Raw genomic sequence first — 26285 nt, 5'->3', positions numbered from 1 at the left:
AGATCCCGGATCAAAAGATCGCTTTAGGATATGACAGAAAAATCGCCTTTCTATATTACAACAGCAATTTCCTACCCAAATGGTGAGCCGCATATCGGCCATGCCTACGAGGCAATTGCAACTGACGTGCTGGCCCGCTTCCAGAAACTGGATGGCCGAGAAGTACACTTCCTGACGGGTACCGACGTACACGGTCAGAAGATGCTTCAGACCGCCGTCAAGGAAGGCATGTCACCTTCAGATCTTGCAGATAAGAACTCCAAGCTTTTCCGCGAAATGGTGGAGATGCTGGGCTGCTCTAATGACGATTTCATTCAGACCAACGAAGAGCGTCACTATAAATCCTGTCAGGCAATCTGGCAGAAAATGGCAGATGCTGGCGATATCTACAAAGACAGCTACGCCGGTTGGTACTCTGTACGCGACGAAGCCTACTATCAGGAAGGCGAGACCGAAGTTCGCGAAGACGGTGTTCGTTATGGTCCTCAAGGCACGCCTGTCGAGTGGGTCGAAGAAGAAAGCTACTTCTTCCGTCTCTCAGCTTATGAAGACAAGCTGATCGAGCTGTATGAGAAGAACCCTGACTTTATTGGTCCAAATGCACGCCGTAACGAAGTCATGAGCTTCGTAAAGGGTGGCCTGAAAGACCTGTCCATCTCCCGCACCACCTTTGACTGGGGCATCCCGGTCCCGGGCGATGAAAAGCACGTTATGTACGTTTGGGTCGACGCTCTGACCAACTACATCACTGCGCTTGGTTATCCTGATATGGACGGCGACATGGCCAAGTTCTGGCCTGCCAACGCACATATCATCGGCAAAGACATCATCCGCTTCCACGCGGTGTACTGGCCTGCATTCCTCATGTCCGCTGGTGTTCCACTGCCAGAGCGCGTGTTTGCCCATGGTTTCCTGTTCAACTCTGGTGAGAAGATGTCCAAGTCTCTGGGCAACGTTATCGCTCCGCGTGATCTGGTAGAAACCTACGGCCTCGACCAAATTCGCTACTTCTTCCTGCGTGAAGTGCCATTCGGTCAGGATGGCAACTACAACCACGAAGCAATGGTAAACCGCATCAACGCTGACCTTGCCAATGACATCGGCAACCTGGCTCAGCGCTCGCTCTCCATGATCTTCAAGAACTGCGAAGGCAAACTGCCGGTTCCAGGCGAATTCTCTGCTGACGACAAGGCGATCTTGCAACAAGCTGATGAGATGCTGGAAAAATGCCGCGGCTTCATGGCAAAGCAGGAAATCCACCATGCACTGGCGTGCATCTGGTCAACCGTTGGTGAAGCAAACCGCTACTTTGCCTCTCAGGAGCCTTGGGCGTTGAAGAAGACAGACCCCGAGCGCATGAGCACAGTTCTTTATACCACCGCAGAGATCATCCGTCAGGTTGGCATTCTCGCACAACCAGTGATGCCAGGCTCTGCATCTAAACTGCTGGACCTACTGGTGCTGAATGAAGACGAGCGCTCCTTCGCACTGCTAGGTGAAGCTGGTCGCTTGCAAGGTGGTCGTGATCTGCCGAAGCCACAAGGCGTGTTCCCACGCTATGTTGAGCCGGAAACTGCAGAATAAAGCGCAAGAGATTATGTAGCTTAAAGGGGAGGCGCGTATGCCTCCCTTTTTTATGAGGCAAATACGCTGGTATTTACCGCTGAGATAAAACAAGAGGTCTACAGGACCTATTGACAGAATCGCGCTGGAGGCGCTTTTGCTGTGACCATGTTAGTTGATAGTCATTGTCATCTGGATTTTCCGGATTTCGCAGAAGAACGCGACCAGATCATCGAGCGCGCCAACGAAGCTGGCGTCAAGCTGATGGTCACCATCTGCACACGTGTCCGCAAGTTCGAGCAGATCAAAGAGATAGCTGAAGCCTACGACAGCGTTTACTGCTCTGTTGGAACCCACCCGCATCAAGCCGGAGAAGAAACCGACGTCACCACTGAAGAATTGGTGGAGCTTGCAAAGCACCCCAAAGTCGTCGCAATCGGAGAAGCTGGTCTGGATTATTTCTACGACAACGCATCTCCAGAAGATCAGGAAAAAGTCCTGCGCACGCATATTGCAGCAGCACGCGAAACCCAGCTGCCGCTGGTTATACATAGCCGAGATGCCGATGAAGACATGATGCGCATTTTGGAAGAAGAGATGAAGGCTGGCAGCTTCCCAGCACTTCTTCATTGCTTTTCCTCTGGCAAAGAGTTGGCAATGAAGGGTCTGGAGCTCGGCCTTTATGTCTCCTTCTCCGGCATTTTGACTTTTAAGCGCTCCACCGAACTGCGCGAGATCGCAGCAGAACTTCCAATGGATCGCCTTCTTGTTGAAACAGATGCCCCGTATCTTGCGCCGCAGCCATGGCGTGGCAAGCGCAACGAGCCTGCCTATGTAGCGCACACCAACAAAGTTCTGGCTGAAGCACTGGGCGTCTCAGAAGATGTAATGGCCAAGGCAACCACACAGAATTTCCTGCGCCTGTTTTCCAAGGTGCCACAGCCAGCTTGATTGACTAAACTGACGCGGATCGTGTTGCCATTGTATTTTGAGAGGACCGATGACCAGCAATTTTAAGGTCACTATTCTGGGCTGCGGCTCATCTACCGGCGTACCAAGGATTGGTGGAGATTGGGGCGAATGTGATCCCAATGAACCGAAAAACCGCCGCCGTAGATGTGCTCTGCTGGTTCAGCGGTTCTCTGAAAATGGCACGACGACCATAATTGTGGATACCGGCCCGGACTTGCGTGAGCAGATGCTGGCAGCCGGTGTCACACACGTGGACGCAGTACTTTATACCCATGCCCACGCAGATCACTTGCATGGTATAGACGACTTGCGCTTCTTTGCGCTCATGCAGCGTGCCAAAGTGCCCGTTTTTATGGATGAGTTCACCTCAAAGCGTGTCCGGTCTGCCTTCGACTACTGCTTTGTCACGCCGCCAGGTTCCGGTTATCCGCCAATCCTGAGCGAAAACCGCCTGACGAATGGCACTCCGGTCACCATCGATGGTGCAGGGGGACCGATCACTGCGCTACCATTTCTTGTCCATCATGGCGACATTGATGCACTGGGCTTCCGCTTTCAGGATCTGGCATACACGCCAGACGTCAACGATATCCCGGAAAGCAGCTTTCATGCATTGAAGGGACTGGATACATGGATTGTGGACGCACTGCGTCAGAAGCCACATCAAAGCCACTTCTGCGTAAATGATGCATTGGCGTGGATTGAGAAGATGAAACCTGCCAAGAGCATCCTCACCAATTTGCATTGCGATCTGGATTATCAGCACTTGCGGACAGACCTTCCAGAAGGTGTTTCACCTGCCTTTGATGGTCAGGAAATCAAATTTCCAGCACATGCGACGGTCTGAAGCCGTCGCATATTTTATGATACCTAAACAGAATCAATGCTTGCCAGACCTCCACGTTTCATGCTGATATAGATATATCAGTGACGCGTGCGAGATAAATATATTTCTCTGCCGAGATAAGGCAGCTCGCTACAAACCAAAAATAAGCATATAAAATACAGCACGTTAGACTGACAATTGGCCACTCTTTGTATATTTTATACTTAGATATTTTATGTTTGAAATAATTTAAAAAACCTGTCACGCTTATCTCAAGTTGGAATTAGGCACTTGCAGCCTAAGGGGGAGAGAGCAATGAAAGTCGCATGTCTTGGAGGCGGCCCGGCAGGTCTTTATTTCGCAATCAGCATGAAGCAGCGAGATCCTCAGCATGAGGTCACAGTCATTGAGCGAAATAAGTTTGACGACACCTTCGGTTGGGGTGTTGTTCTTTCAGATGAGACACTGGACAACTTCAAGGTCAACGACGAGAAAAGCGCTGAAGCCATCCGCGCGCATTTTGCTTACTGGGATGACATCGCGGTTCATTACCGAGATACATGCCACGTCTCCAGCGGTCACGGCTTCTGCGGCATTGGCCGCAAGCAGTTGCTTCTGCTGCTACAAGACCGGGCTAAAGAGCTTGGCGTAAACATGGAATTCGAGCGCAACTACACAAGCGCAAAAGAGCTCATGGGAGATTACGACCTCGTTGTTGCTGCAGATGGTCTGAACTCCACCAGCCGCACAGAGTTTGCTGAGTATTTCAAGCCAGACATCGACACCCGCAAATGCAAGTTTGTCTGGCTCGGCACCCACCAGAAATTCGATGATGCCTTCACCTTCATTTTTGAAGAAACAGAGCACGGCTGGATCTGGGCACATGCCTACCAATTCGATGATGACACTGCGACTTTTATTGTAGAGTGTACAGAAGAGACCTATGAGGCGTTCAGCTTTGCAGATATGAGCCAGGCTGAATCGTGCCGGACTTGTGAGAGGATCTTCGAAAAGCATCTTGGTGGCAATCAGTTGATGACCAACGCAAACCACGTCCGTGGTTCTGCATGGATCAACTTCCCACGCGTGCTCTGTGAGAAATGGTCCCACGAAAACCTCGTTCTCATGGGCGATGCCTCTGCAACCGCACACTTTTCTATCGGATCAGGCTCAAAGCTTGCCATGGAAAGCGCCATTGCACTGGCAGATTATCTGCACAGCGAAAACTCCATTCAAAGTGCATTCCAGAAGTACGAGGACGAGCGCCGCTTGGAAGTTCTTAAGCTCCAGTCCGCTGCTCGTAACTCACTGGAATGGTTTGAAAACGTCGAACGCTACTTGCACCTGGATCCAGTTCAGTTCAATTACTCACTCCTGACACGCTCCCAGCGCATCTCCCATGAGAATCTGCGAGAGCGCGATGCTGAGTGGCTGGGAACAGCAGAAGGCTGGTTCCAAAATCAAGCCGGAGTGTCGGATACTGACAATGCTCCACGCCCGCCAATGTTCGCACCGTTCAAACTTCGCGAGATGGAACTGAACAACCGCGTGGTTGTCTCGCCTATGGCCCAGTACAAAGCAGAAGATGGAACAGTCTCCGACTGGCATCTGGCCCACTATGGCGAACGCGCCAAAGGTGGAGCAGGGATGGTTGTTGTTGAGATGACCTGTGTCAGCGCTGGTGGCCGCATCACACCAGGTTGCCCGGGCCTTTACGCACCAGAGCACCAAACTGCATGGAAGCGCATCAGCAACTTTGTGCATGAACACAGCAACGCAAAGATCTGCTGTCAGCTTGGTCATGCCGGTCCAAAAGGTTCAACGCAAGTTGGTTGGGAAGAGATGGACGCGCCATTGAACGACGGCAATTGGCCGCTTCTTGCCGCCTCTCCAATCGCTTGGTCTGAACGCAACCAGATGCCAAAGCAAATGGACCGGGCAGACATGGACCGCGTCAAGGCAGAGTTCGTGAATGCAGCCAAGATGGCAGACGCATCTGGTTTTGATATGGTCGAAGTCCACGGCGCCCACGGTTATCTTCTGTCCTCCTTCATCTCACCACTCACCAACATGCGTGAAGACGAGTATGGCGGATCGCTTGAAAACCGCATGAGATACCCGCTGGAGGTCATCGAAGCAGTACGCGAAGCATGGCCGCAAGACAAACCGATGTCCGTGCGCATCTCAGCAACGGACTGGGTGGAAGACGAGGGCCTCACACCAGAAGAAGCCGTTGAGATCGCCCGCATGCTGGACGCAGCTGACGTTGATATCTGCGATGTCTCCGCAGGTCAGACCAGCACCCGCGCACAACCGGTTTATGGTCGTATGTTCCAGGTGCCGTTCTCAGACCGTATCCGCAACGACGCCGGTATGAAAACCATGGCTGTCGGCAACATCTACGAGCCAGATCATGTGAACTCAATCCTGATGGCTGGTCGCGCAGATCTTGTATGTCTTGCTCGTCCACATCTGTCCGATCCGTACTGGACACTGCACGCAGCTGCTGAATTGGGCGACAAAGGTGTGTACTGGCCAGAACCATATCATGCTGGCCGTGACCAGCTGTACCGTCTGGCAGAGCGCGCCGAGACCATGAAAGTTCGCGTGTGAGGAAGATCGGTTTGGAAAAGCATGCACTCATAACAGGTGGCGGGACAGGCGTTGGGGCTGAAATAGCCCGCCACCTCGCGGGGGCTGGCATCAACGTCACCATTGCTGGGCGCAGACGCGAGCCGCTTGACCTGGTCGCAAGTGCCAACAGCCGCATCAGCGCTGTTACAGCAGACATTACCGATGAAGTGTCCGTTGGGCAGATGTTTGAAAAGGCGGCTGAAGCAAACGGACCAGTCAACATCGTGATTGCCAATGCGGGTGCAGCAGAATCTGCACCTTTTGGAAAGATCGAACGGGAAGACTTCCAGCGCATGCTCGACATCAACCTGACAGGTACATTCCTGACCTTCCAAAAGGGACTGGAATGCCTGAAAGGGCAGGAGTATGGGCGTTTGATCGCAATTGCATCTACAGCAGGTTTGCGCGGTTATTCCTATGTCTCTCACTACGCCGCAGCCAAACATGGTGTCGTCGGTATGGTCAGATCACTGGCACTCGAACTTGCCAGCAAGCCATTTACGGTCAATGCTGTGTGTCCAGGATTCACAGAGACCCCAATGCTGCAACGCTCGATCGAAAACATCATGCAAAAAACCGGAATGAACGAAGAGCAGGCACGGGCCGCTCTTTACAAGGACAACCCACAGCAACGCTTCATCCAGCCGGACGAAGTCGCCGCCACAGTGGCATGGCTCATCGGAGATGGCGCCCGCTCTGTGACAGGGCAAGCTATTTCAGTATCAGGAGGCGAAACCCAATGACTGCCTCACAGGAAATGCTCAAGGCTGACAGAGCAACCGACGACAAGTCCCGCGTTCGCCTCTGGTTGAGATTGCTCCGCGCCTCTCGTGCGATTGAAGGCGAACTGAGAGAGCGGCTGCGGACAACCTACAACGTGACCCTGCCACGCTTTGACGTGATGGCGGCACTTTACCGGGAGCCAGAGGGCATGCTCATGTCCCAGCTCTCCAAATACCTGATGGTATCCAACGGCAACGTCACCGGCCTCATTGATCGCCTGACCACGGACGGTCTGGTTCAGCGCACCTTGAGAGACGGAGACCGGAGAACCTCTGTGGTTCTGCTCACCAAAGAAGGCCGCGAGAATTTTGAGCAAATGGCAGCAAGCCACCGCGAGTGGATCAATGAGTTGCTCTCTCACTTTTCTCCCGATGAAGCAGAAACCCTTGCTGACACACTGAAGGTATTTGCAAGCGATTGGGAGGGGGAGGCCCGATAATGCTGACAACCTACAAAATGGCGAATTTGCAGCCAAAGCACTTCATTTGGCGCATGGAAGGTGATGTCGCAGTCATCCAACTGGACCGCCCGGACCGTAAGAACCCGCTGACCTTTGAAAGCTATGCCGAGCTGCGCGATACATTCCGCGATCTCGTCTATGCAGACGACGTTAATGGCGTTGTAATCGCCTCCAACGAAGGCAACTACTGCTCAGGTGGAGACGTCCACGACATCATCGGTCCGCTTGTTGCAATGGACATGAAAGACCTGCTGAAGTTCACGCGTATGACGGGCGATCTGGTCAAAGCCATGATCAACTGTACCAAGCCAATCATTTCAGCTGTAGACGGCATCAGCGTTGGTGCTGGGGCAATCATGGCCATGGCATCAGACCTGCGCATTGGCACACCAGACGCCAAAACAGCGTTCCTGTTCACCCGCGTCGGTCTTGCAGGCTGTGACATGGGCGCGTGTGCCATTCTTCCGCGCATTATCGGCCAGGGACGTGCTGCAGAGCTGCTCTACACAGGTCGGTCCATGAGCGCTGAAGAGGGCTACACTTGGGGCTACTTCAACTCTATGTCCACCACAGAAGCACTAGAGGCCGATGCTATTCGCATGGCGCAGCGCATCACGGCAGGGCCAAATTTCGCTCACGGCATCACCAAGACCCAGCTCAATCAGGAATGGAACATGGGTCTGGATCAGGCGATTGAAGCTGAAGCACAGGCGCAGGCCATCTGCATGCAGACCAAAGACTTCGAAACTGCCTACAAAGCTTTTGTTGCAAAAGAAAAACCGGTCTTTGAGGGGGCATAAATGGCTGACACCACCTTCCTCACATGGCCGTTCTTTGAAGAAAAACACCGAGAGCTGGCCGAAGCCATAGAAAACTGGTGCTGCGAAAACCTTCCAGCTGACCACTCCGACACGGATGCTGCCTGTATCAAGCTCGTTAATGATCTTGGTTCTGCTGGTTTCCTGAAGCTCACTGCTGTTGATCCGGCTGATCCCAAACCGCTGGATGTCCGAAGCCTGTGCATCATGCGCGAAACACTGGCCCGTCACGACGGTCTGGGGGACTTCGCCTTCGCCATGCAGGGTCTGGGAACAGGCGCCATCAGCCTGTTTGGCACGCCAGAACAACAGTTGTGGCTCAATAAAACCAGAACAGGCCAGACACTCTCTGCGTTTGCACTAACAGAACCAGACTCCGGTTCAGACGTTGCAAACATTGAACTTTCCGCCATCCGCGACGGCGATGACTATGTGCTCAATGGTGAAAAGACCTGGATCTCCAACGGCGGCATTGCAGGCCTTTACGTTGTCTTCGCAAGGACGGGCGAAGCACCGGGAGCCAAAGGCATCAGCGCCTTCATAGTACCGGCGGATACACCGGGCTTAACCGTTGAAGAACGGCTGGATGTGATGGCACCTCATCCTCTGGCACGGTTGGGCTTCAAACAACTGCGCATTCCAGCAGCAAACCGCATTGGGGGAGCCGGAGAAGGCTTCAAGATCTCAATGTCGGTTCTGGATGTCTTCCGCTGCACCGTCGGCGCTGCCGCACTGGGCTTTGCCCGCCGTGCATTGGAAGAAGCCGTAGCACGCGCAACAACCCGCAAGCTGGGGGATGGCGTGCTGGCCGATATGCAGATGGTGCAGGGCCATCTGGCGGAAATGGCAATCAACATTGATGCCTCTGCACTCCTGATCTACCGCGCTGCATGGACGAAAGACATGGGGGCAGCACGAGTATCTCGCGAGGCTGCCATGGCAAAGCAGTTTGCAACCGATCAGGCCCAACAAATCATTGATAAGGCGGTACAAATCCACGGGGGTGAGGGCGTCCGTTCAGGCAATACTGTCGAAAAACTTTACCGTGAGATCAGAGCTCTTCGCATCTACGAAGGCGCATCCGATGTTCAGAAAATAATAGTAGCAAGGCAATTGCTTTCTCAGGAGGGGAGAAATGCTGGGACCAAGCGCGCACAAGGACACCTTCACAAGGGACAGGCTGCCACCAATTGATCAGCAGCCAGTTTTCCAGCTGGAGGGGTTTGAGTACCCAGATTACATCAACGCCGCAGTAGAGTTGACCGACAAGATGGTTGAACGCGGCTTTGGTGACAACATTGCTCTCATCGGCAATGGCAGAAAACGTACTTACAAGGAGCTTGCGGACTGGACGAACCGCATCGCTCGAGCTCTGCAGGAGGATTACGGAGTAGAACCGGGCGACCGCATTCTTATCCGCTCAGCAAACAACCCGGCCATGGTCGCCTGTTGGCTGGCTGCCACAAAAGCAGGCGCTGTGGTGGTCAACACCATGCCAATGCTGCGGGCTGGCGAGTTAAGCCAGATCGTCGACAAGGCCGAAATCAAACTGGCCATGTGTGATCTTCGCCTTATGGAAGAGATGGAGCGTTGCCTTGAGCAGAACGACCATCTGAGCAAAATCGTGAGCTTCGATGGCACGGCCAACTTTGCCGGTGAGATGGATAAGGTCGCACTATCAAAGCCTGTTCAGTTTGAGGCTGTTCAAACGGGCAGAGACGATGTCTGCCTGCTGGGTTTCACATCTGGCACCACCGGACAGCCGAAGGCAACCATGCACTTCCACCGCGATCTGCTGATCATCGCAGATGCCTATGCAAAGGAAGTGCTGAACATCCAGCCATCGGACGTGTTTGTTGGCAGTCCGCCACTGGCCTTTACATTTGGCCTCGGCGGCCTGGCAATTTTCCCGCTTCGTTTCGGCGCAACCGCTACTCTGCTGGAAACGGCAGGCCCTAAGCAGCTTATTGAGATCATTGAGACTTACAAGGCAACGATCTCGTTCACAGCACCAACGGCTTACCGTGCCATGATGGCGGCAATGGAAGAGGGGGCAGACTTGTCCTCACTGCGCATTGCAGTCTCAGCGGGAGAAACATTGCCAGCACCAGTGTTTGAGCGATGGAAAGCAAAAACTGGCATTCCAATGTTGGATGGGATTGGCGCAACGGAAATGTTGCACATCTTTATTTCCAACCATTTGGAAGATGCTATGCCAGCAACCACAGGCCGGGAGATCAAAGGATACTCGGCAAAAGTGGTTGATGAGAACATGCAGGAGGTTCCACGCGGCACAGTTGGCAAACTTGCCGTAAGAGGACCAACCGGTTGCCGGTATATGCAAGATGACCAGCAGCAGAAATATGTCCGCGACGGCTGGAATTTGACAGGTGATGCCTTTTATCAGGATGAAAAAGGCTATTTCCACTTCGCAGCCCGCGCAGACGACATGATCATCACGTCCGGCTACAACGTTGCCGGGCCAGAGGTAGAGGCTGCTCTGTTAAGCAGCCCGGAAGTGTCCGAGTGTGCTGTTATCGGCGTGCCTGATGAGGACCGGGGACAGATTGTAGAAGCACATGTGGTGTTGGTGGAGGACCACCCACAAGATGCAGACGTAATCAAACGTCTTCAGGACTATGTAAAATCTACTATAGCGCCCTATAAATACCCTCGTTCACTTAAACTGGTAGATTCGCTACCAAAAACCGCGACTGGTAAAATTCAAAGATTCCGTCTGAAGGAACAGCTGGTCGAGGATAAATCAGGGGAACTTATATGAAAAAACTCGTTTCAGCCGGAGTAGCCGCCCTTCTGTGTTGTACAGCTGGCATGGCGCAAGCCGAAGTTAAAATTGGCATGATCACCACCTTATCAGGCGGTGGCTCCACACTCGGTATCGACGTCCGCGATGGCTTTGAGCTTGCTCTCAAACAAGCAGGCGCATCCGATGTTAAGCTGCTGGTAGAAGACGACGCCCGCAAACCGGACGTTGCCAAGAAACTGGCAGACAAGTTCATTCAGAAAGACAAAGTAGATATCCTGACAGGTATCATCTGGTCCAACCTGGCAATGGCTGTGGTTCCAGCTGCCACCCGCAAAGGCACGCTCTATATCAGCCCGAATGCAGGCCCATCTGCGCTGGCTGGTAAAGCTTGCCATGAAAACTACTTCAACGTGGCTTGGCAGAACGACAACCTCCATGAAGCGATGGGATCTCACGCCAATAAAGCTGACTACAAGAAGACCTTTATTCTGGCACCAAACTACCCAGCTGGCACCGACGCTCTGAAGGGCTTCAAGCGGATGTACAAGGGCGAGTTGGCAGGTGAACTCTTCACCAAGCTTGGTCAGGACGATTACGCAGCAGAAATCGCTCAAATCCGTGCTTCTGGTGCAGATAGCGTATTCTTCTTCCTGCCAGGAGGCATGGGCATCGCGTTCATGAAGCAGTACGCCCAGTCCGGCGTTGATGTGCCAGTCATGGGCCCGGCGTTTTCCTTCTCACAGGACATTCTGCCTGCGATTGGCGACGCTGCACTCGGCGTCGCAAACTCCTCACAGTGGGGTAAGGACATTGAGAGCGAAGTAAACGCTAAATTCGTCAAAGGCTTCAAAGAAGCTTATGGCCGCCTGCCTTCCCTTTACGCATCTCAGGGCTATGACGCTGCAAATCTGATCCTTTCTGCAATGGAAAAGGCAGATGTCAGCGACAAAGATGACTTCCGCGCAGCTCTGAAAGAAGCCGATTTCGCTTCTGTGCGCGGTGACTTCAAGTTCGGCAACAACAATCACCCAATTCAGGACATTTACGTTCGTGAAGTGGTGAAAGAAGATGGCCAGATCACCAACAAAATCGTTGGTGTCGCAATCAAAGGCCATCAGGATGCATACGCATCCAAGTGCCGAATGAAGTAAGCCAACACATTGAAGTAAAATAATAATCAGCGGGGAAACCCTAATCCTTCTCCGCTGATCCCCTATACTGATGTAACAATGAAAAAGAAGCCTCGGGAATATCATAAATGACGGCAGCTTTGATTTTTGAGCAGGTATTGAACGGGCTGCAATTCGGTCTCACTTTGTTTCTGATGGCAGCTGGCCTCACGCTGGTCTTCGGCGTTATGGGTCTGATCAACCTCGCTCATGGCTCGCTTTACATGGTCGGTGCCTTTTGTTGCGCTTGGATCACTCAGCAAACCGGCTCTTTCTGGCTTGGTCTTGGTGGTGGTGTCCTTGGAGCGGCGGCAGCTGGTGCACTTATCGAAATGCTTGTCATTCGCAGGCTTTATGACCGCGATCACCTTGATCAGGTACTGGCAACCTTTGCTCTTATTCTGATCTTTTCTGAAGGCACCCGCATGGTCTTCGGTTCCATGCCACTTTACCTCAACATTCCGGCAGCTCTGGGGGGCACCATGGCGTTGCCCGGCGTAGAAGCTTATCCGGTCTATCGCCTGTTTATCATTCTGGCAGCACTGGCTGTTGCCCTGCTTCTCTACCTGCTTATTTCCAAAACGCGCCTTGGCATGCGGATCCGCGCCGGTGAAAGTGACCGCGAGATGATCGCTGCCTTAGGTGTTGATATCAAAACGCTTTACACCATCGTTTTCGCATTGGGCGCTGCGATCGCAGGTCTGTCGGGTGCTCTGGTCGGCGCATTGCGCTCCGTACAGGTCGGCATGGGAGAACCAGTGCTCATTCTGGCCTTCGTGGTCATTGTGATTGGCGGCATTGGCTCAATCAAAGGCGCTCTCATCGGCTCCATCCTGATTGGCCTCGTAGATACTCTGGGACGTATTTTCCTGCCCGTTATCCTGAAGTTCTTCATGGAAAATGCCAGTGCAAACAGCGTCGGGGCAGCTCTGTCATCCATGCTTATCTATCTGATGATGGCAGGCATTCTGGCAGTCAAACCAAAGGGGCTTTTCAATGCAACGAACTGATACAGCTCCAAAATCCATCAACATGCCAAAGCTGAGCCGCGAGACCGTCGTTAACATCGCAGTTATGGCAATCCTGCTGGCTCTGCCGCTCTGGGCGTCTTCCATCGGAGAAGACTACTACGTCAATCTGGCAAGCCTGATCACCATCTTTGCCATTGCTGGCGTTGGCCTCAACTTTGCCATCGGGCAAGGCGGAATGGTCAGCTTCGGCCATGCAGCCTTCTTCGGCATTGGTGGCTACACCACTGGTATTGCAGCCTTTCACAGCTTTGAAGAAACCCTCTTCATGGCCATGCCTTTTGCGATCTCCGGCACCAACCAGATGCTTATTATCTGGATTGTCGCAATGGTCATTTGCGGCATCGCTGCCTTAGCAATTGGCGCAATTTCGCTGAGAACCGAAGGCGTCTACTTCATCATGATCACACTGGCATTTGCCCAGATGATCTACTACTTCGCCATTTCCTGGCCGACATACGGCGGTGAAGATGGGCTTTCAATTTACCTGCGCAACGAATTTCCAATGGTAGATGCAGAAAGCGCTCTGACGTTCTTCCTTGTCTGTTTTGTCCTGCTGCTCGGTGCAATCTTCGTCTCAGCACGCTTGTCTGGCTCCCGTTTCGGTGCAGCTCTTGGCACCGCCCGTATGAATGAGACACGGCTGGCAACCTCTGGCATTGATCCATTCCCGATCAAGCTCACAGGCTTTGTTATCTCCGCGATGATCACCGGCCTTGCAGGAGCGCTGTTTGCCGAGCTAAACGGCTTTGTAGGCCCTTCAATGCTCTCCTGGCACCGTTCCGGAGAGATTATGGTGTTCGTCATCCTTGGCGGCGTCGGGCGTCTCTATGGCCCTGTTATCGGCGCCGCCCTGTTCGTACTGCTCGAAACCTATATCGGCGAATGGACAGAGCACTGGCAACTGCTGCTTGGTCTGGCCTTGCTCGGGGTCGTTCTGTTCGCCCGAGGTGGCGTCATGGGCATGATTGCAGGGAGAGCACGCCATGACTAAACCGGTTCTTGAAGTCAAAGGCCTGCACAAATCCTTTGGGGCTCTGCAAGCGACAAAAAACGTATCCTTGGACCTGAAACCCAATGAGATTCATGCGCTTATCGGACCAAACGGGGCTGGTAAATCAACGCTCATCGGTCAGATTGCAGGCTGGATCACACCTGACAGCGGCAGCATCATTCTGGATAGTGAAGACGTAACTTCAGAGACAGTCGCCAGCCGGTCCCGTAAGGGACTGGGCCGCAGTTTCCAGGTTTCTTCGCTGGCCATGGACGTCAGCGCCCGTCGCAATGTCATGCTCTCCGTACAAGCCAGTCAGGGCTCCAGTTTCCGCTTCTGGAAGCAAACCAAGTCCGACGAAGAACTGCGCGAAACCGCTGGAAACTGGCTCAGACAAGTCGGCCTCGGTGGTCGCGAAGATATCGCGGTCTCGGAACTCTCTCACGGTGAGCGCCGTCAGGTGGAAGTCGTCTGCGCTTTGGCTCTCAAACCTAAAGCACTGTTACTGGACGAACCCATGGCAGGCCTTGGCCCGACAGGCTCTATTCAGCTCACTGAATTCCTTGAGGAAATTCGCCCGGAAATCCCAATCCTGCTCATTGAGCACGACATGGATGCCGTGTTCCGTCTGGCAGATCGCATCACGGTTCTGGTGGGCGGTGCAGCCATTCTGTCAGGCTCGGTCGATGATATCCGCGCCAGTGCACTTGTCAGAGAAGCTTATCTTGGGGAGGAAGCCTGATGCTGTTAGAAGTCAAAGGCTTGGAAGCCCATTATGGTGCTGCGCAAGCGCTCTTCGGTGTGAACCTCTCCGTCAATGAAGGCGAAATGGTCGCGATGCTTGGCCGCAATGGCATGGGCAAATCAACCACAATCAGCTCTATTTGTCAGATGGTTACGCCAACCAAAGGTACCATTGAGTTTCGCGGTCAAAGCCTGAACCGCCTGTCCAGCCACAAAGCCGCACGCCTTGGTCTGGGATTGGTCCCGGAAGGTCGTCGCTGTTTCCCGAACCTGTCTGTTCTGGAAAATCTGAGCGCGGCCGCCCGCAAAGGCGCATGGACGCTGAACCGCGTCTATGACTTGTTTCCACGCCTTCAGGAGAGGAAAAGTCAGAGCGCAAACACGCTGTCTGGTGGAGAGCAGCAAATGCTTGCCATCTCCAGAGCTTTGATGACAAACCCAAAATTGCTGATACTCGATGAAGCAACGGAAGGTCTGGCACCTGTGGTGCGCGGGGAAATCTGGCAGGCGATCGCCAGGCTGAAGAAGGAAGGACTGTCCATTCTCATCATCGACAAGACGCTCAAGGAGCTCCTTCCGCTGGCTGATCAGGCCGTCATTTTGGAAAAAGGCGAGTCAGTCTGGGCAGGCCGCCCGGATACACTCACCGAGGAAATGAAGGACAGATACCTTGGTCTTTGAACGCACGATCAAAGTGATCTTCCAGCACTGCGACCCCGCTGGAATTGTCTTTTATCCCCGCTACTTCGAGATGATCAATCAGGTCACCGAAGAGTGGTTCGAGCAATCGCTCGGCACGTCGTTCGTAGAAATTCATATAAATCAAGGGGATGCAGTCCCAACAGCCAAGATCGAAACAGAGTTCAAAAAGCCGAGCAAGCTTGGTGACGAACTCTTATTCACGCTCCAGGTCACAAAGCTGGGACGCTCCAGCGTCCATCTGGAGTTTACGGTGACATGCGAGGACGAGCTTCGTCTCACCAGTCGCTCGGTCATTGTCTACGTCAAAGGCGAGGACAAGAAGCCAGCGAGTTGGCCACAAGCCATTAAGAAACAAATGGAATTTTTCCTGAAGGAAGAGGGACCTTCATGACAACACAACAAGCACTGTTCAAATTTCTCCAGCCGGAAGGTTGGAAGCCTGCTTCTGGATACGCCAATGGCATTATGGCAGAAGGCACACCCATCTTTCTGGGAGGTCAAATCGGCTGGAACGGCCAGCAGGTCTTCGAGAGCGATGATCTCATTGATCAGATCAAGCAAACACTTGAGAACATTAGCGAAATTCTAGCCACAGCTGGCGCTAAGCCAGAGCATGTGGTGCGCCTGACGTGGTATGTGGTCGACAAGAAAGACTACACCGCTCGCCTGCGCGAAGTTGGCGAGGCGTATCGCTCTGTGTTTGGCCGTCATTTTCCATCCATGACCATGATCCAGGTGGCAGATTTGGTGGAAGATCAGGCCAAAGTGGAAATTGAAGCAACGGCAGTACTGCCAAGAACGGAATAACGTGATGCGGGATTGGGACGCGGCCTATCATAACTCCGGTGCAGTACCAAACGCACAAGAGCTGTTTAATCAATGGGTTGAGCGCTCCAAAGCGTTTCGCGAGGCCTCAAAAAACCAACTGGACGTAGCCTACGGAAGCGGGGAGAGAGAAAAGCTCGACCTGTTCTTCCCACAAGGCACTGAGGCGTCCAAAGGGCTCGTCATGATCGTTCATGGCGGGTACTGGAAGGCCTTCGATAAATCCGCCTTCAGCCACTTGGCGAAGGGGGCTGTCGAGATGGGGTACACCGTTGTCGTGCCTTCTTACGACCTCTGCCCGGATGCGAAAATAGATAGCATTACCAATCAGATGCAGCGAGCTCTTGAAGTTGTAGCTGAACAAGTTGAAGGATCGATTCACTTGACCGGTCATTCTGCTGGTGGACACTTGGTAGCGAGGTTGGGCTGCAAAAACCGGATGATACCAGATAGTATCACTGGTCGGATCAAGCACATCCTCGGCATCAGCGGGGTTTACGATCTGCGGCCAATCCGCAGGACAGCAATGAACGACACCCTGCATATCGACGAAGCCGAGGCGCTGGCAGAAAGTCCAGTCCTGCACGAACCTCTTGATAATCTACGCTTTACAGGCTGGGTTGGCGCTGAGGAGCTGGCAGAGTTTCGACGGCAAAATGCAACCCACTGCGCAATGTGGGGCGGTTTCGAAACACACATCACCGCCTATGAGGATCCGGGCAAAAACCATTTTACCGTGGTAGAGGCGCTGGAGCAGCCCAACAGCCTACTCCTCACAACTATGTTGAATACATAATCACAACCTACTGAAATATATAGACATTATAAAAGCCACGCGACTTTGCGTTCTTATGTGTAATTTTGCGTGGTTTAAGTGATTCATGCGTTACTTTAAGTTGCTATGTAACTGCGTTGATGAATTCATTTCATCAGAAAGCACCCCTCACAGCAAACGACACAGCCCAGCGCATCAGATTGAAAAGCCATCCTATAACCTCCACTCGTCTTAACCTATTGGATAGCCTATTCACCAAATGGAGAGTTGTGGAACTGCTACCAGCCGCTCTAAGGTTGACCCAACAACGCGAACCAGAGTTATCCGCCCAGCGCGGCTTGCAGGTACACTCATCTGACAAGCCAGCTCTGTAAGGCATCAACTCTGGAAACGGGCACTTTCCAAGTTGCCCGTATGCGCAGGACTTGGCTGACTGGGGAGGCATATGTGACAACAGCAAAAGCGGGACCACTTTCGGGACTTCAGGTGGTGGAGATGGCAGGCCTTGGCCCAGCGCCCATGGCCGGACAATTGCTTGCAGATCTGGGAGCCGATGTCATCGTCGTCGACCGCCGCACCGGCGAGCGGATCGACAAGGATGTCAACCGCCGAGGCAAGAAGTCCATCGCTTTGAACATGAAGAGCGATGAGGCAGTCAAAGTCTTCTTTTCCCTCGTTGAGAAAGCCGACATCCTGATTGAAGGCTTCCGCCCCGGCGTAATGGAGCGCCTTGGCCTTGGGCCGGACGAATGCCTCGCCAAGAACCCGGGCCTGATCTATGGCCGCATGACAGGCTGGGGGCAGGACGGGCCACTGGCTCATGCCGCCGGCCACGACCTCAATTACCTCGCCATGACCGGCATGCTCCACGCCATTGGTGAAGAAGGCCGCCCACCAGTTCCACCACTCAACATGGCGGCAGACTACGGCGGCGGGTCCATGTTCCTGCTGCTAGGTGTCTTGTCAGCGCTGTTTGAGCGCACCAGAAGCGGCAAAGGACAGGTGATCGACGCAGCCATGGTCGATGGCGTGCCAGCCATGATGGGCCTGATCTACTCCTTGCTGGGCCGCGGGCTTTGGCAGGACAAACGCCAAACGAACCTGCTGGACGGTGGTGCCCCGTTCTATCGCTGCTATGAAACCTCAGATGGCCGCTATCTGTCCGTTGGTTCTCTGGAACCTCAGTTCTTCGCTCTGCTGCTAAAAGGGCTGGACCTCCCGCAAGAGCTTTCCAAGATCCAGATGAACATGAAAGAGTGGCCTCAGCTGGAAGAGCAAATCGGCGCTGCCATCAAGGCGAATACGCTGGACCACTGGACCGGCGTCTTTGCGGGAACTGACGCTTGCGTTGCCCCTGTGCTCTCCATTGAGGAGGCAAACGCAGCCTCTCTCAACACCGAGCGCGGCAACCGCATCCGCCTCAACGGCGTCACCCAGGCAGCACCCGCACCGCGCTTCAGCCGTACAGTTCCGCAAACACCTGAACCAGCAGGAAGAACCGGAGACGATACTGCACAGGTTTTACAGCAGCTTGGTTTCTCTGAAGCTGATATCGTTGATATGCAAAAGAGCAAAACTTTGGCCTGAATCTGCGACAATTAACGATGCGAAACAAACTGTAAACGGAGGGGGCCTCAGCACTCCCTCCCACGTCATAACTGCCTCAGCCCAATCCTCTGAGCACATCCCATGACTGAGGACATCCTCTCGAATCTCCTAGGGTAACTTTAATCAGGTTACTGCGAAGGAGTGCACCAGAGTATGCTGGTAACAGATGCATTTGTATTATTGTTTCTTGTTACGCAGGGCCTCTTTCTCGTCGCCTCATACGTCTTTGCTGTATCTGGCGCAGATGACCTGTTCGTTGACACCCTCTATTACACCTTTGTCGCCTGGTATCGCAGCCCCTTAGCGGGCAGAACCGAAGAACGCCTGTTTGAAGAAACCGGGCACGTCCCGCCAAGACCGCTGGCCATCATGCTACCCGCATGGGATGAAGCCTCAATCCTCTATCCCGCCGTTACAGGCATCATGCGCAGGCTGGACTATCCATCCTATTGGATCTTCATTGGCGTCTACCCCAATGACGCAGCCACAAAGAAGGCTGCAAATCGTCTGGCAGCTGAACATGACAATTTGCGCGTCGTTACCACCAACAATGACGGCCCAACCTGCAAAGCCGACTGTGTCAACACCATCATTGCCGAAATAGAGAGGTTCGAACAGGAACAGAACATCTCCTTTGCCGGCATCGTCATGCAGGACGCAGAAGACATCCTCAACCCAAACGCTCTGCACGTCTTCAACGCAAGCCTTGAACTTGCCGATGTGGTGCAACTGCCCGTCCTCTCCTTACCCCGTAGACGGCGGAACCTGACAGCCGGCCACTACATGGACGAGTTTGCCGAGTTCCATTCCAAGGAAGTTCTCGTCAGGGGCTTCTTGACCGGAACAGTTCCGGGCGCTGGTGTTGGCACCTGCTACTCCAAGAAAACCATCGAGACAGCCAAATCCATCTCCGGCACAGATGAAAACGGCATACCGGAAGTCTTCAACATCGGCTCCTTGACGGAAGATTACGACCTCGCCATGCGGCTCACAGGGAAGGGGCTCACCCACCACCTGCTCTGGGTCCACCCGGCCAAGAAAAGCGATCACACGGACTTTGCAGTCACGCAGGAGCTGTTTCCCTCCGGCTTCTGGCAAAGCGTACGCCAGAAAACCCGCTGGACCATCGGCATCGCGTTTCAGGGCTGGGCACAGCTGGGGTGGAAAGGAGGGCTCGCTGATAAATACTTTTATTGGCGCGACAGGAAGATGGTGTTCTTCAGCCACGCCATCATCATCGGGTACATCTCGCTTTTCTTCTACTGGGGCCTTCGCCTCTATGAGCGTCTGGCACCGGATGCCTACTATTTGCCGCCACTTCTGCCAGAAGACAGCCCATTTTGGTATGTAATCTGGTTCAACGTGCTCCTGCTCGCCCACCGCCTTATCCAACGCCATATCTGGACAGGCTACCATTATGGACTGCGCGCATTGGCACCTGTGACCCTGCGCTACTTCGTATCCATCATCATCAACTACATCGCCATGATGCGCGCCATCAAAACATGGATCCGGCATCTGGGCACCGGCGAAGTCATCGGTTGGGACAAGACCGCTCATGACTATCCGGAGGAAGAAAGTCTGGAGCTTGCAATTCCTGTAGAGCAGGAAGCACAAACATGACCCGGCCCCAAACGCCCCACAACACACGCGGGAATGCCAATCGAAACTCGGCATTCTATCTGCTGTGGGTCATCATGTTTGCGCTTGGCTTATCCATCCCAACACAATCGCAAAATCCAGCTCCGCCTTCACAGAGAGTCAGCCCTGCGCCTTACACCCTCCAGCAAAAAGACGAGTACTACATCAGCTTGCTGAAGGACCGACAGGACAGCCAATCCCTGTTGCAAAGCACGTGGCGCGGCTACCGCTCCTATCCCTTGCTGGACCTTGCCTACCGCCTGCTGGCAGAGGGGCGAAGTGAAGATGCGCTGAAAGAACTGGATGAGCTGCTGAAACAAGACCCCGATCATCTTGTGGCCCGCTGGCAAAAAATCCAGCTGCTCATCGGCCTCAATCGCCCAATCGCAGCAATTGACCAATTAGAGATCCTCCAATCTCAAGCCCCCGCTTTCAGCCGCGGCTACCTTTCGCTCGGCCACCTGCAAATGCTCACGGGCGAGTATGCGGAAGCCTTTGATGATTTCCGGCTGGCGATAGAGACTGGCAAATTGCTGCCGAGCAACCGGGAAGAAGCCCTTGCAGGCGCAGCAGAAGCAGCCATCAAGCTTGGCAAAACCAAGGAAGCTCTCCATGCACTGAACATTTTGCGAGAGCTGGGCGCTGCCACCCCAAGACAAAGGCTCATCAGAGCGGATCTTTTGCGCAACTTCAATCAGCTGGAAGAAGCCCGTAGCGAATGGGACGAGCTTTCCAAGCTGGACAACGCACCAAGAACCCAGCGCACAGCAATTTTGAACGAAGCCTTCCTCTTTCTTGCGCAAGGCAAAGACGAAGAAGCCTACCGCTTGCTGCTGCGTGGTGAAATGAATGGACTGTTTACGGGCCGCCAATCCTCCGCTTTAGAACAACGCACATTCGCCAGAGCCCTGGCCGCCAGCGCGCTCAATTCTGGTCATCTGGATGAGTTGCTGACCTTCCTCAACCCCGGGCGCATTGATCAACTGGGACTGTCCACGCGCGTTCAGCTGGCCTACGCTCTGGTGAAAAAAGGCTCCAGCGCCGAGGCAGAAATGGCGCTTCTGACAGCGGATGGCAGGATCCTCGACACCAAAGCCTCCGGTCCGGAAGAAGCCGCCAACTACTATCTGGCACTGGCAGACATCGCCATTCGCGCAGGAGATGATACCAGAGCGGTCACCGCAGGCCGATTGCTGATCAAACTCACCCGCAGCCCGGAATACGGCCTGCAACTCAGCATGCTCGCTCTTAACAATGGCTGGGAAACACAAGCCATCAACGCGCTGGTGGAACTGCGCGCCATCACCCAGTTTACCGACCAGCAGAAATCTCCGGAAGCCTGGGTCGAGTTGTTGCAAACCCTTTCAGATCTGGCACGGCGGGCAGGGGATCTGGATCTCGCCAATCAGGTTCTCAAAGAAGCTGAAACGCTGATGCCCAACTGGCGCATCACAGCAAAAAGAGGGCAGGTCGCCCTGCTCTCCAACCATCACCGCATCGCCTCCGCTGTTCTTCAGGATGCTCTTGCACGAGCCCAAAGAGCCCGTGCTGACGGCGCCTTCAATGAAAACGACAAGAAAGCCTATGCACGTCTTCTGTTTGATCTGGCAGCTGTCTCTGCAACCAATGAAGACTGGACCAGCACGCTTGACTATCTGATCGCGGACTGGAAGCTGCAACCGGACCCGGCACTGGTTCTGCCAGCATATCTCATGCTCAAGGAAAGCACCGCAGAAGGCATCACGGCACGCATGTGGCTGAACTACGTTTTCAGCTACACCAACACGGCAAACCTGTCAGAGGAAAGCAAAGACATGTTTGCCATGGCTTTCCTCTCACTGGCGCGCCTCTTGAAAACAGAAGGGCAGCTTCAGGAAGCCGTGAAAATGTACCGCCAGTCACTGCGACTGGCCCCAACTGCAGAAACCCGTTTAGAAGCTGCTTATCTTGCACTGGAGCTCAATCACCCCAAAAGAGCTCTCATGTTGCTGCAACAACTGGACCAGACCAAAAACACAGATGCGATCTTGGCGATCAGGTGCGAGGCCTACCGCGTACTCGACCGCAACCTGGAAGCCCTGACTTGCGCACAACAGGAGCTTCAGGCCCAGCCCATGAACGCCGACAAGCACCTGACGCTGGCCAGCCTCTATCTGCGACTGGGAGACAAAGAGAAAGCCAGAGAGGAACTACAGCAAGCGTATGAACTCAGCCCAAACCTCGCCACCGCAAGCCAGCTCGGCTTCCTCTATCAGGAGCTGGGAGAATATGAGGTCGCGGAAGACTGGTTTCTGGAATCTTTTGAAGAGCATGACGATCAGAGCGCTGGCATGGCACTGCTCTACCTCAACCTGCGCCAGATGGACTATGATGAGGCAGCACACCTCCTTGCCAAACTGGATGTCTCCAAGCTCTCTCAAGAGCAAATGGCCGGCTACTACGCCGCCCGGGCCCAGCTCACGCTCCATCAGGGCAATCAATCACCAGAAGCACTGGCAAGCGCTCTGGTGGACCTGCGCAAGGCACGGTCCATCGCCTCGACACCGGACATTCGCTTTTCCGTGGTTCAGGTTCTGTTCCAGCTGGATCAGCTAGAGGAGGCAGAGGCTGAATATGAAAAACTGCCGCCAGCCGACCTTAAAAACCCGGCAACACTCGCTTTGGGAGGATACCTTGCCCGTGCTCAGGGTGACAATGATCTGGCAGTCACCCGCTTTGAAACCTCGCTGGAGGAAAAACCAGATCAGGCGAACCTTCAGGAAGATCTGGCCTATACCTATCTGGCAGCCTTTGAAAACAAGAAAGCCGCTGAACTGTTTCGCAAGCGGATTGATGTGCTGCACCAGCATCAGCGCGACATCTATGAACAGGACAAGCTGGAGCGCTTCCAGCGCCAGCTCCGCATTCTGGAAATCCCGATCAGCTTTCTGTTCTTCGATGGAGCCAGCCCGTCACGGCAGGATGAGGAGGAGTTTGCAGGCGCCATCCTTGGCATCCCATCCAGCAGCCCGTTCGGCTCACTGGAAGTGGCATGGCGACCTCCGGTCATCGGCTACCAGAATGGCCGCGTGTTTGAGATAATCGCCCGCGCCCAGTGGCTCAACCAACGCTACAGCTTCCGTCCGGACCCTGACACCTACCAGACCATCGTCGGCCTACGCTTCAAGCCGTTTATGACGCAAAACCTGAAAATAGGTCTGGAGCGGTTCTTTAAAGGCGGCAGCATCACAGAAGACAACTGGCTGGGGAGGGTGCTTTGGTCCTTCACCCGCGGAAACGACTTCCTCCCGCTCTACGATTTTTACTCCGGTGAGCCTATCGACAAAGAACCCTACATCAGTCTCTATCTGGAAGGTGGTCGTTTCTTCGAAAAGGAAAAAACCATTCTATTCTATGGAGATGGCCGACTTGGTTACACTTTTAGGCTCGATCCTAACCTGATTTTGTCGCCTTTTGCGTATTCCATAGGGAGCGGAAACTGGAACTCCCAAACCAGCGCTGTGGCGATTGAGGCAGGGCTGGGAGCATCTTTGAAGTGGAGAGGGTGGTACACCGAAGCCTATGGTGACCTGCTTCAGCTGGAAGTGTTCGGGCGTGTAGGACACGAAGTATTAAACACAGATGACAGTGAGACCAGCCGAGTGCTTCTCGGGCTTCAAGCAAACTTCTAAACTCTTCGTTCTTGGGGTGTTCTGCCTCGCTCTCATCACATTCATGATGATCTTTAAAGCCTATGCGCGGCAGGATTCCGGCGCCAAGGAATGTATTCCTATACGTATGAGCTTCATCCAGCCGTGGGGCGATGAATATTTTCCTAACCCAAGATTATGGCGCAGCGAACTCCTTTCACATCAACGACTTGGCATAAACGAAGCCATCCTCCAGTGGACCGTATGGGGAAGCGATCTTCAGGACGAAATCAAGCTGCCTATGTGGCTCGAAGCTGCAATCATGGGCGCAGATGAAGCCGGAGCCAAACTCTGGTTCGGCCTGCGGTATGATCCAACGTTCATGGAGAAGCTGCAAAAAGATGGCCAGACCTATCTGGACAAGCGCTTAGCGGAGACCGAAAAACTCGCCACTGCGATAAAGGCCCAGATCAGCTACACCGCTCATCCCACCGAGGTTTTTGCGGGCTGGTATATACCAGATGAAATTGATGGCAATCTGCTGTTGGATAGCAAGCTCAAACAGCTCGTCACCGGATACACCACACAAACCCGCGCAATCTTGAACCGCATCCTCCCGGGGCCTGTTGCCATCTCTGGATACACCGATTTGAAGACCATTCCGCGAAAACTGGCCACCCAATGGAACAAGCTCATGGCAAAATCATCCATGGACATTCTGTTGCTGCAGGATGGGCTAGGGGCCAAGCTTATGGAACCTTATTCCAGCCGCAACCTGCAACGCGCCATCAGCGCCGCCTTCAGCACACAAGATCATACGGTTATTCCAGTGGTGGAAATCTTCGAGATTGATCCAAGAACAGCAGATTTCAGCACAATCCCAACCTCGCTCGGCACCATGAAAAGCCGTTTGAAGAACGCAAGATTTTCGGCCACGCAGCCTTTGGCCTTGTTCTCGTTGTCCAGTCATATCCTGAAGTTCAACAACAAACACAGTCGCGAGATCAAAGAGTTTCTTACTGAGAACGCTCATGTCTGCATTGCAAACGCATTGGCTGATGTAGAAGCTGCCGAATAATCACAAGGACCGTAGCGCAAAAGATGAAAGAACCAGAGATCATCGGAGCGGGCCCTAACAAAGTGCTGTGCATCATAGGCACCCGTCCAGAAGCTATAAAAATGGCGCCGGTCATCTCTGCAATCGCAAACTGCCCAAACCTACACGCCCATGTTCTAATGACAGGCCAGCACCGCGACATTGCATCCAATGCACTTGAATCCTTCGACATTCACCAGATCAACTGGCTCGACGTATCCAGCACCAGCCACAAGCTGGCCGATCAGGCCGGCGAACTGCTCAAAGGCATAAACGCATACATTGCTGTGCATCATCCCAAATACGCATTGGTCCACGGCGACACCACAACAGGCTTTGTCGGCGCACTGGCCAGTTTTTACAGCGCCATTCCAGTCGGCCACGTGGAAGCCGGACTGCGCAGTGGTGAGCTGCAGGATCCATTTCCCGAAGAAGCCAACCGACGATTGGCAGACCAACTGTAACATCCATCGCTAAAGACAACTTGCTGCGTGAAGGCCTGAGCAAAGAGAAAATCCTCACCACAGGAAACACGGTGGTCGACGCCGTTCGACATCTGGCACAGAAGATCAAACCGGCACGAGAGCTCGACCAGCTGAAAGGTGTTCTGGGGCCGCAAAAGCGATTGGTGCTGGTGACCACACATAGACGTGAAAATTGGGGCGATCCCATGCGCCATATCTGCCAGGCCATAAAACGCATCACAGAAACCCATGAGGATCTGCAAGTCATTTTGCCGGTCCACCCAAATCCGGTCGTCAAAGACATGATCGAGTCCGAGCTCAAAAATACATCGCGCATCCATCTGGTCACGCCATTGTCTTATGAAGCGCTCATCGCACTGGAACGTGACGCAGACCTGATCCTCACAGACAGCGGCGGCATACAGGAAGAAGCACCGGAGTTCGGAACACCGCTGCTGATCCTGCGCAAGACCACAGAGCGACCAGAAGCATTGATCAGCGGCCTTGCAAAACTTGTCGGCACATGCGAGCAAACCATCACCGATGAAGCCGCGCACATTTTGAAATGCAAACACACTAAGATCGACCGCCAAAACCCATTCGGCGATGGCCATGGATCACAACGCATAGCGGCTGCCGTAGAAAGTCACATAAACTCAGCAGACTAGCTCCATTCTGGTCTTTGTAATTTAAGTTCCATAATCTACCTTATGCGTATTTTATATGTCAGCGCAACGCTAAACTGTCTATCCCTTGCAAACTAAAAATGTCATGCTTGGCCTGGTTC

At 53.6% G+C, this 26285-nt stretch carries 21 protein-coding genes and 1 pseudogene; all 22 read left to right on the top strand.

Translation table 11 applies throughout. The features are described 5' to 3' along the window. The first annotated feature begins 30 nt into the window (after window positions 1–30). The 22 genes and pseudogenes from metG to wecB all read left to right on the top strand — a co-directional run bounded on the left by metG (window position 31) and on the right by wecB (window position 26166). Window positions 31–1584, top strand: coding sequence for a methionine--tRNA ligase (gene metG, locus PsWM33_RS25065; protein ID WP_063292283.1), 1554 nt, complete (start codon window positions 31–33; stop codon window positions 1582–1584). A gap of 147 nt (window positions 1585–1731) precedes the next feature. Beyond that, a complete protein-coding gene (locus tag PsWM33_RS25060) occupies window positions 1732–2514 on the top strand; it encodes a TatD family hydrolase (protein WP_063302035.1) in 783 nt (260 codons plus the stop codon). A 49-nt stretch (window positions 2515–2563) separates the two neighbouring features. Beyond that, window positions 2564–3382 (top strand): MBL fold metallo-hydrolase, encoded by an 819-nt coding sequence (locus PsWM33_RS25055; RefSeq protein WP_063292285.1) that lies wholly within the window; start codon window positions 2564–2566, stop codon window positions 3380–3382. 294 nt (window positions 3383–3676) lie between these two features. Beyond that, window positions 3677–5974: a bifunctional salicylyl-CoA 5-hydroxylase/oxidoreductase gene (locus PsWM33_RS25050; protein WP_063302034.1), complete on the top strand. Its 2298-nt coding sequence runs from the start codon at window positions 3677–3679 to the stop codon at window positions 5972–5974. 11 nt (window positions 5975–5985) lie between these two features. Beyond that, complete coding sequence (locus tag PsWM33_RS25045; RefSeq protein ID WP_063302057.1) at window positions 5986–6738, top strand: SDR family NAD(P)-dependent oxidoreductase; 753 nt, start codon at window positions 5986–5988, stop codon at window positions 6736–6738. Continuing rightward, entirely contained in the window at window positions 6735–7217 is a 483-nt protein-coding gene (locus PsWM33_RS25040; protein WP_057463890.1) for a MarR family winged helix-turn-helix transcriptional regulator, read from the top strand. Before PsWM33_RS25045 ends, PsWM33_RS25040 begins: the two co-directional genes overlap by 4 nt. Beyond that, window positions 7217–8038: an enoyl-CoA hydratase family protein gene (locus tag PsWM33_RS25035; protein WP_082827147.1), complete on the top strand. Its 822-nt coding sequence runs from the start codon at window positions 7217–7219 to the stop codon at window positions 8036–8038. The genes PsWM33_RS25040 and PsWM33_RS25035 overlap by 1 nt, the downstream gene beginning before the upstream one ends. After that, a complete protein-coding gene (locus tag PsWM33_RS25030; RefSeq protein WP_063302033.1) occupies window positions 8039–9250 on the top strand; it encodes an acyl-CoA dehydrogenase family protein in 1212 nt (403 codons plus the stop codon). Next, window positions 9192–10838, top strand: coding sequence for an AMP-binding protein (locus PsWM33_RS25025; RefSeq protein ID WP_193778466.1), 1647 nt, complete (start codon window positions 9192–9194; stop codon window positions 10836–10838). Before PsWM33_RS25030 ends, PsWM33_RS25025 begins: the two co-directional genes overlap by 59 nt. Then, window positions 10835–11974 carry an ABC transporter substrate-binding protein gene (locus PsWM33_RS25020; RefSeq protein ID WP_063302032.1) on the top strand — a complete coding sequence of 380 codons (1140 nt, stop codon included), beginning with the start codon at window positions 10835–10837 and terminating at the stop codon, window positions 11972–11974. Before PsWM33_RS25025 ends, PsWM33_RS25020 begins: the two co-directional genes overlap by 4 nt. Window positions 11975–12081: 107 nt before the next feature. Further along, window positions 12082–13002 carry a branched-chain amino acid ABC transporter permease gene (locus PsWM33_RS25015; protein ID WP_063302031.1) on the top strand — a complete coding sequence of 307 codons (921 nt, stop codon included), beginning with the start codon at window positions 12082–12084 and terminating at the stop codon, window positions 13000–13002. Beyond that, entirely contained in the window at window positions 12989–14014 is a 1026-nt protein-coding gene (locus PsWM33_RS25010) for a branched-chain amino acid ABC transporter permease (RefSeq protein WP_063302030.1), read from the top strand. Before PsWM33_RS25015 ends, PsWM33_RS25010 begins: the two co-directional genes overlap by 14 nt. Continuing rightward, window positions 14007–14756: an ABC transporter ATP-binding protein gene (locus PsWM33_RS25005; protein WP_063302029.1), complete on the top strand. Its 750-nt coding sequence runs from the start codon at window positions 14007–14009 to the stop codon at window positions 14754–14756. The genes PsWM33_RS25010 and PsWM33_RS25005 overlap by 8 nt, the downstream gene beginning before the upstream one ends. Beyond that, window positions 14756–15439: an ABC transporter ATP-binding protein gene (locus PsWM33_RS25000; RefSeq protein ID WP_063302028.1), complete on the top strand. Its 684-nt coding sequence runs from the start codon at window positions 14756–14758 to the stop codon at window positions 15437–15439. Before PsWM33_RS25005 ends, PsWM33_RS25000 begins: the two co-directional genes overlap by 1 nt. After that, window positions 15429–15851, top strand: a complete 423-nt coding sequence (locus tag PsWM33_RS24995; protein ID WP_082827146.1) for an acyl-CoA thioesterase — start codon at window positions 15429–15431, stop codon at window positions 15849–15851. The genes PsWM33_RS25000 and PsWM33_RS24995 overlap by 11 nt, the downstream gene beginning before the upstream one ends. Then, on the top strand, window positions 15848–16267 hold the full coding sequence (locus PsWM33_RS24990) for a RidA family protein (protein ID WP_063302027.1): 420 nt from the start codon (window positions 15848–15850) through the stop codon (window positions 16265–16267). Before PsWM33_RS24995 ends, PsWM33_RS24990 begins: the two co-directional genes overlap by 4 nt. A 4-nt stretch (window positions 16268–16271) precedes the next feature. Next, window positions 16272–17081, top strand: coding sequence for an alpha/beta hydrolase (locus tag PsWM33_RS24985; RefSeq protein ID WP_063302026.1), 810 nt, complete (start codon window positions 16272–16274; stop codon window positions 17079–17081). A gap of 426 nt (window positions 17082–17507) precedes the next feature. Further along, window positions 17508–18647, top strand: a complete 1140-nt coding sequence (locus PsWM33_RS24980) for a CaiB/BaiF CoA transferase family protein (protein ID WP_063302053.1) — start codon at window positions 17508–17510, stop codon at window positions 18645–18647. Between the two features lie 174 nt (window positions 18648–18821). Next, complete coding sequence (locus tag PsWM33_RS24975) at window positions 18822–20291, top strand: glycosyltransferase (protein ID WP_063302025.1); 1470 nt, start codon at window positions 18822–18824, stop codon at window positions 20289–20291. Beyond that, window positions 20288–23980 carry a tetratricopeptide repeat protein gene (locus PsWM33_RS24970; protein ID WP_082827145.1) on the top strand — a complete coding sequence of 1231 codons (3693 nt, stop codon included), beginning with the start codon at window positions 20288–20290 and terminating at the stop codon, window positions 23978–23980. The genes PsWM33_RS24975 and PsWM33_RS24970 overlap by 4 nt, the downstream gene beginning before the upstream one ends. After that, a complete protein-coding gene (locus PsWM33_RS24965; RefSeq protein WP_208994745.1) occupies window positions 23931–25016 on the top strand; it encodes a DUF4434 domain-containing protein in 1086 nt (361 codons plus the stop codon). The genes PsWM33_RS24970 and PsWM33_RS24965 overlap by 50 nt, the downstream gene beginning before the upstream one ends. Window positions 25017–25039: 23 nt before the next feature. Then, window positions 25040–26166, top strand: a pseudogene (gene wecB, locus PsWM33_RS28200) (non-hydrolyzing UDP-N-acetylglucosamine 2-epimerase). Window positions 26167–26285: the final 119 nt, after the last annotated feature.

Origin of the sequence: Pseudovibrio sp. WM33 (assembly GCF_001623165.1) — a bacterium.
Classification (GTDB): Bacteria; Pseudomonadota; Alphaproteobacteria; order Rhizobiales; family Stappiaceae; genus Pseudovibrio.
The sequence above is the reverse complement of the archived record's forward strand: the minus strand, read 5'-3'. Positions and strand labels throughout refer to the sequence as shown.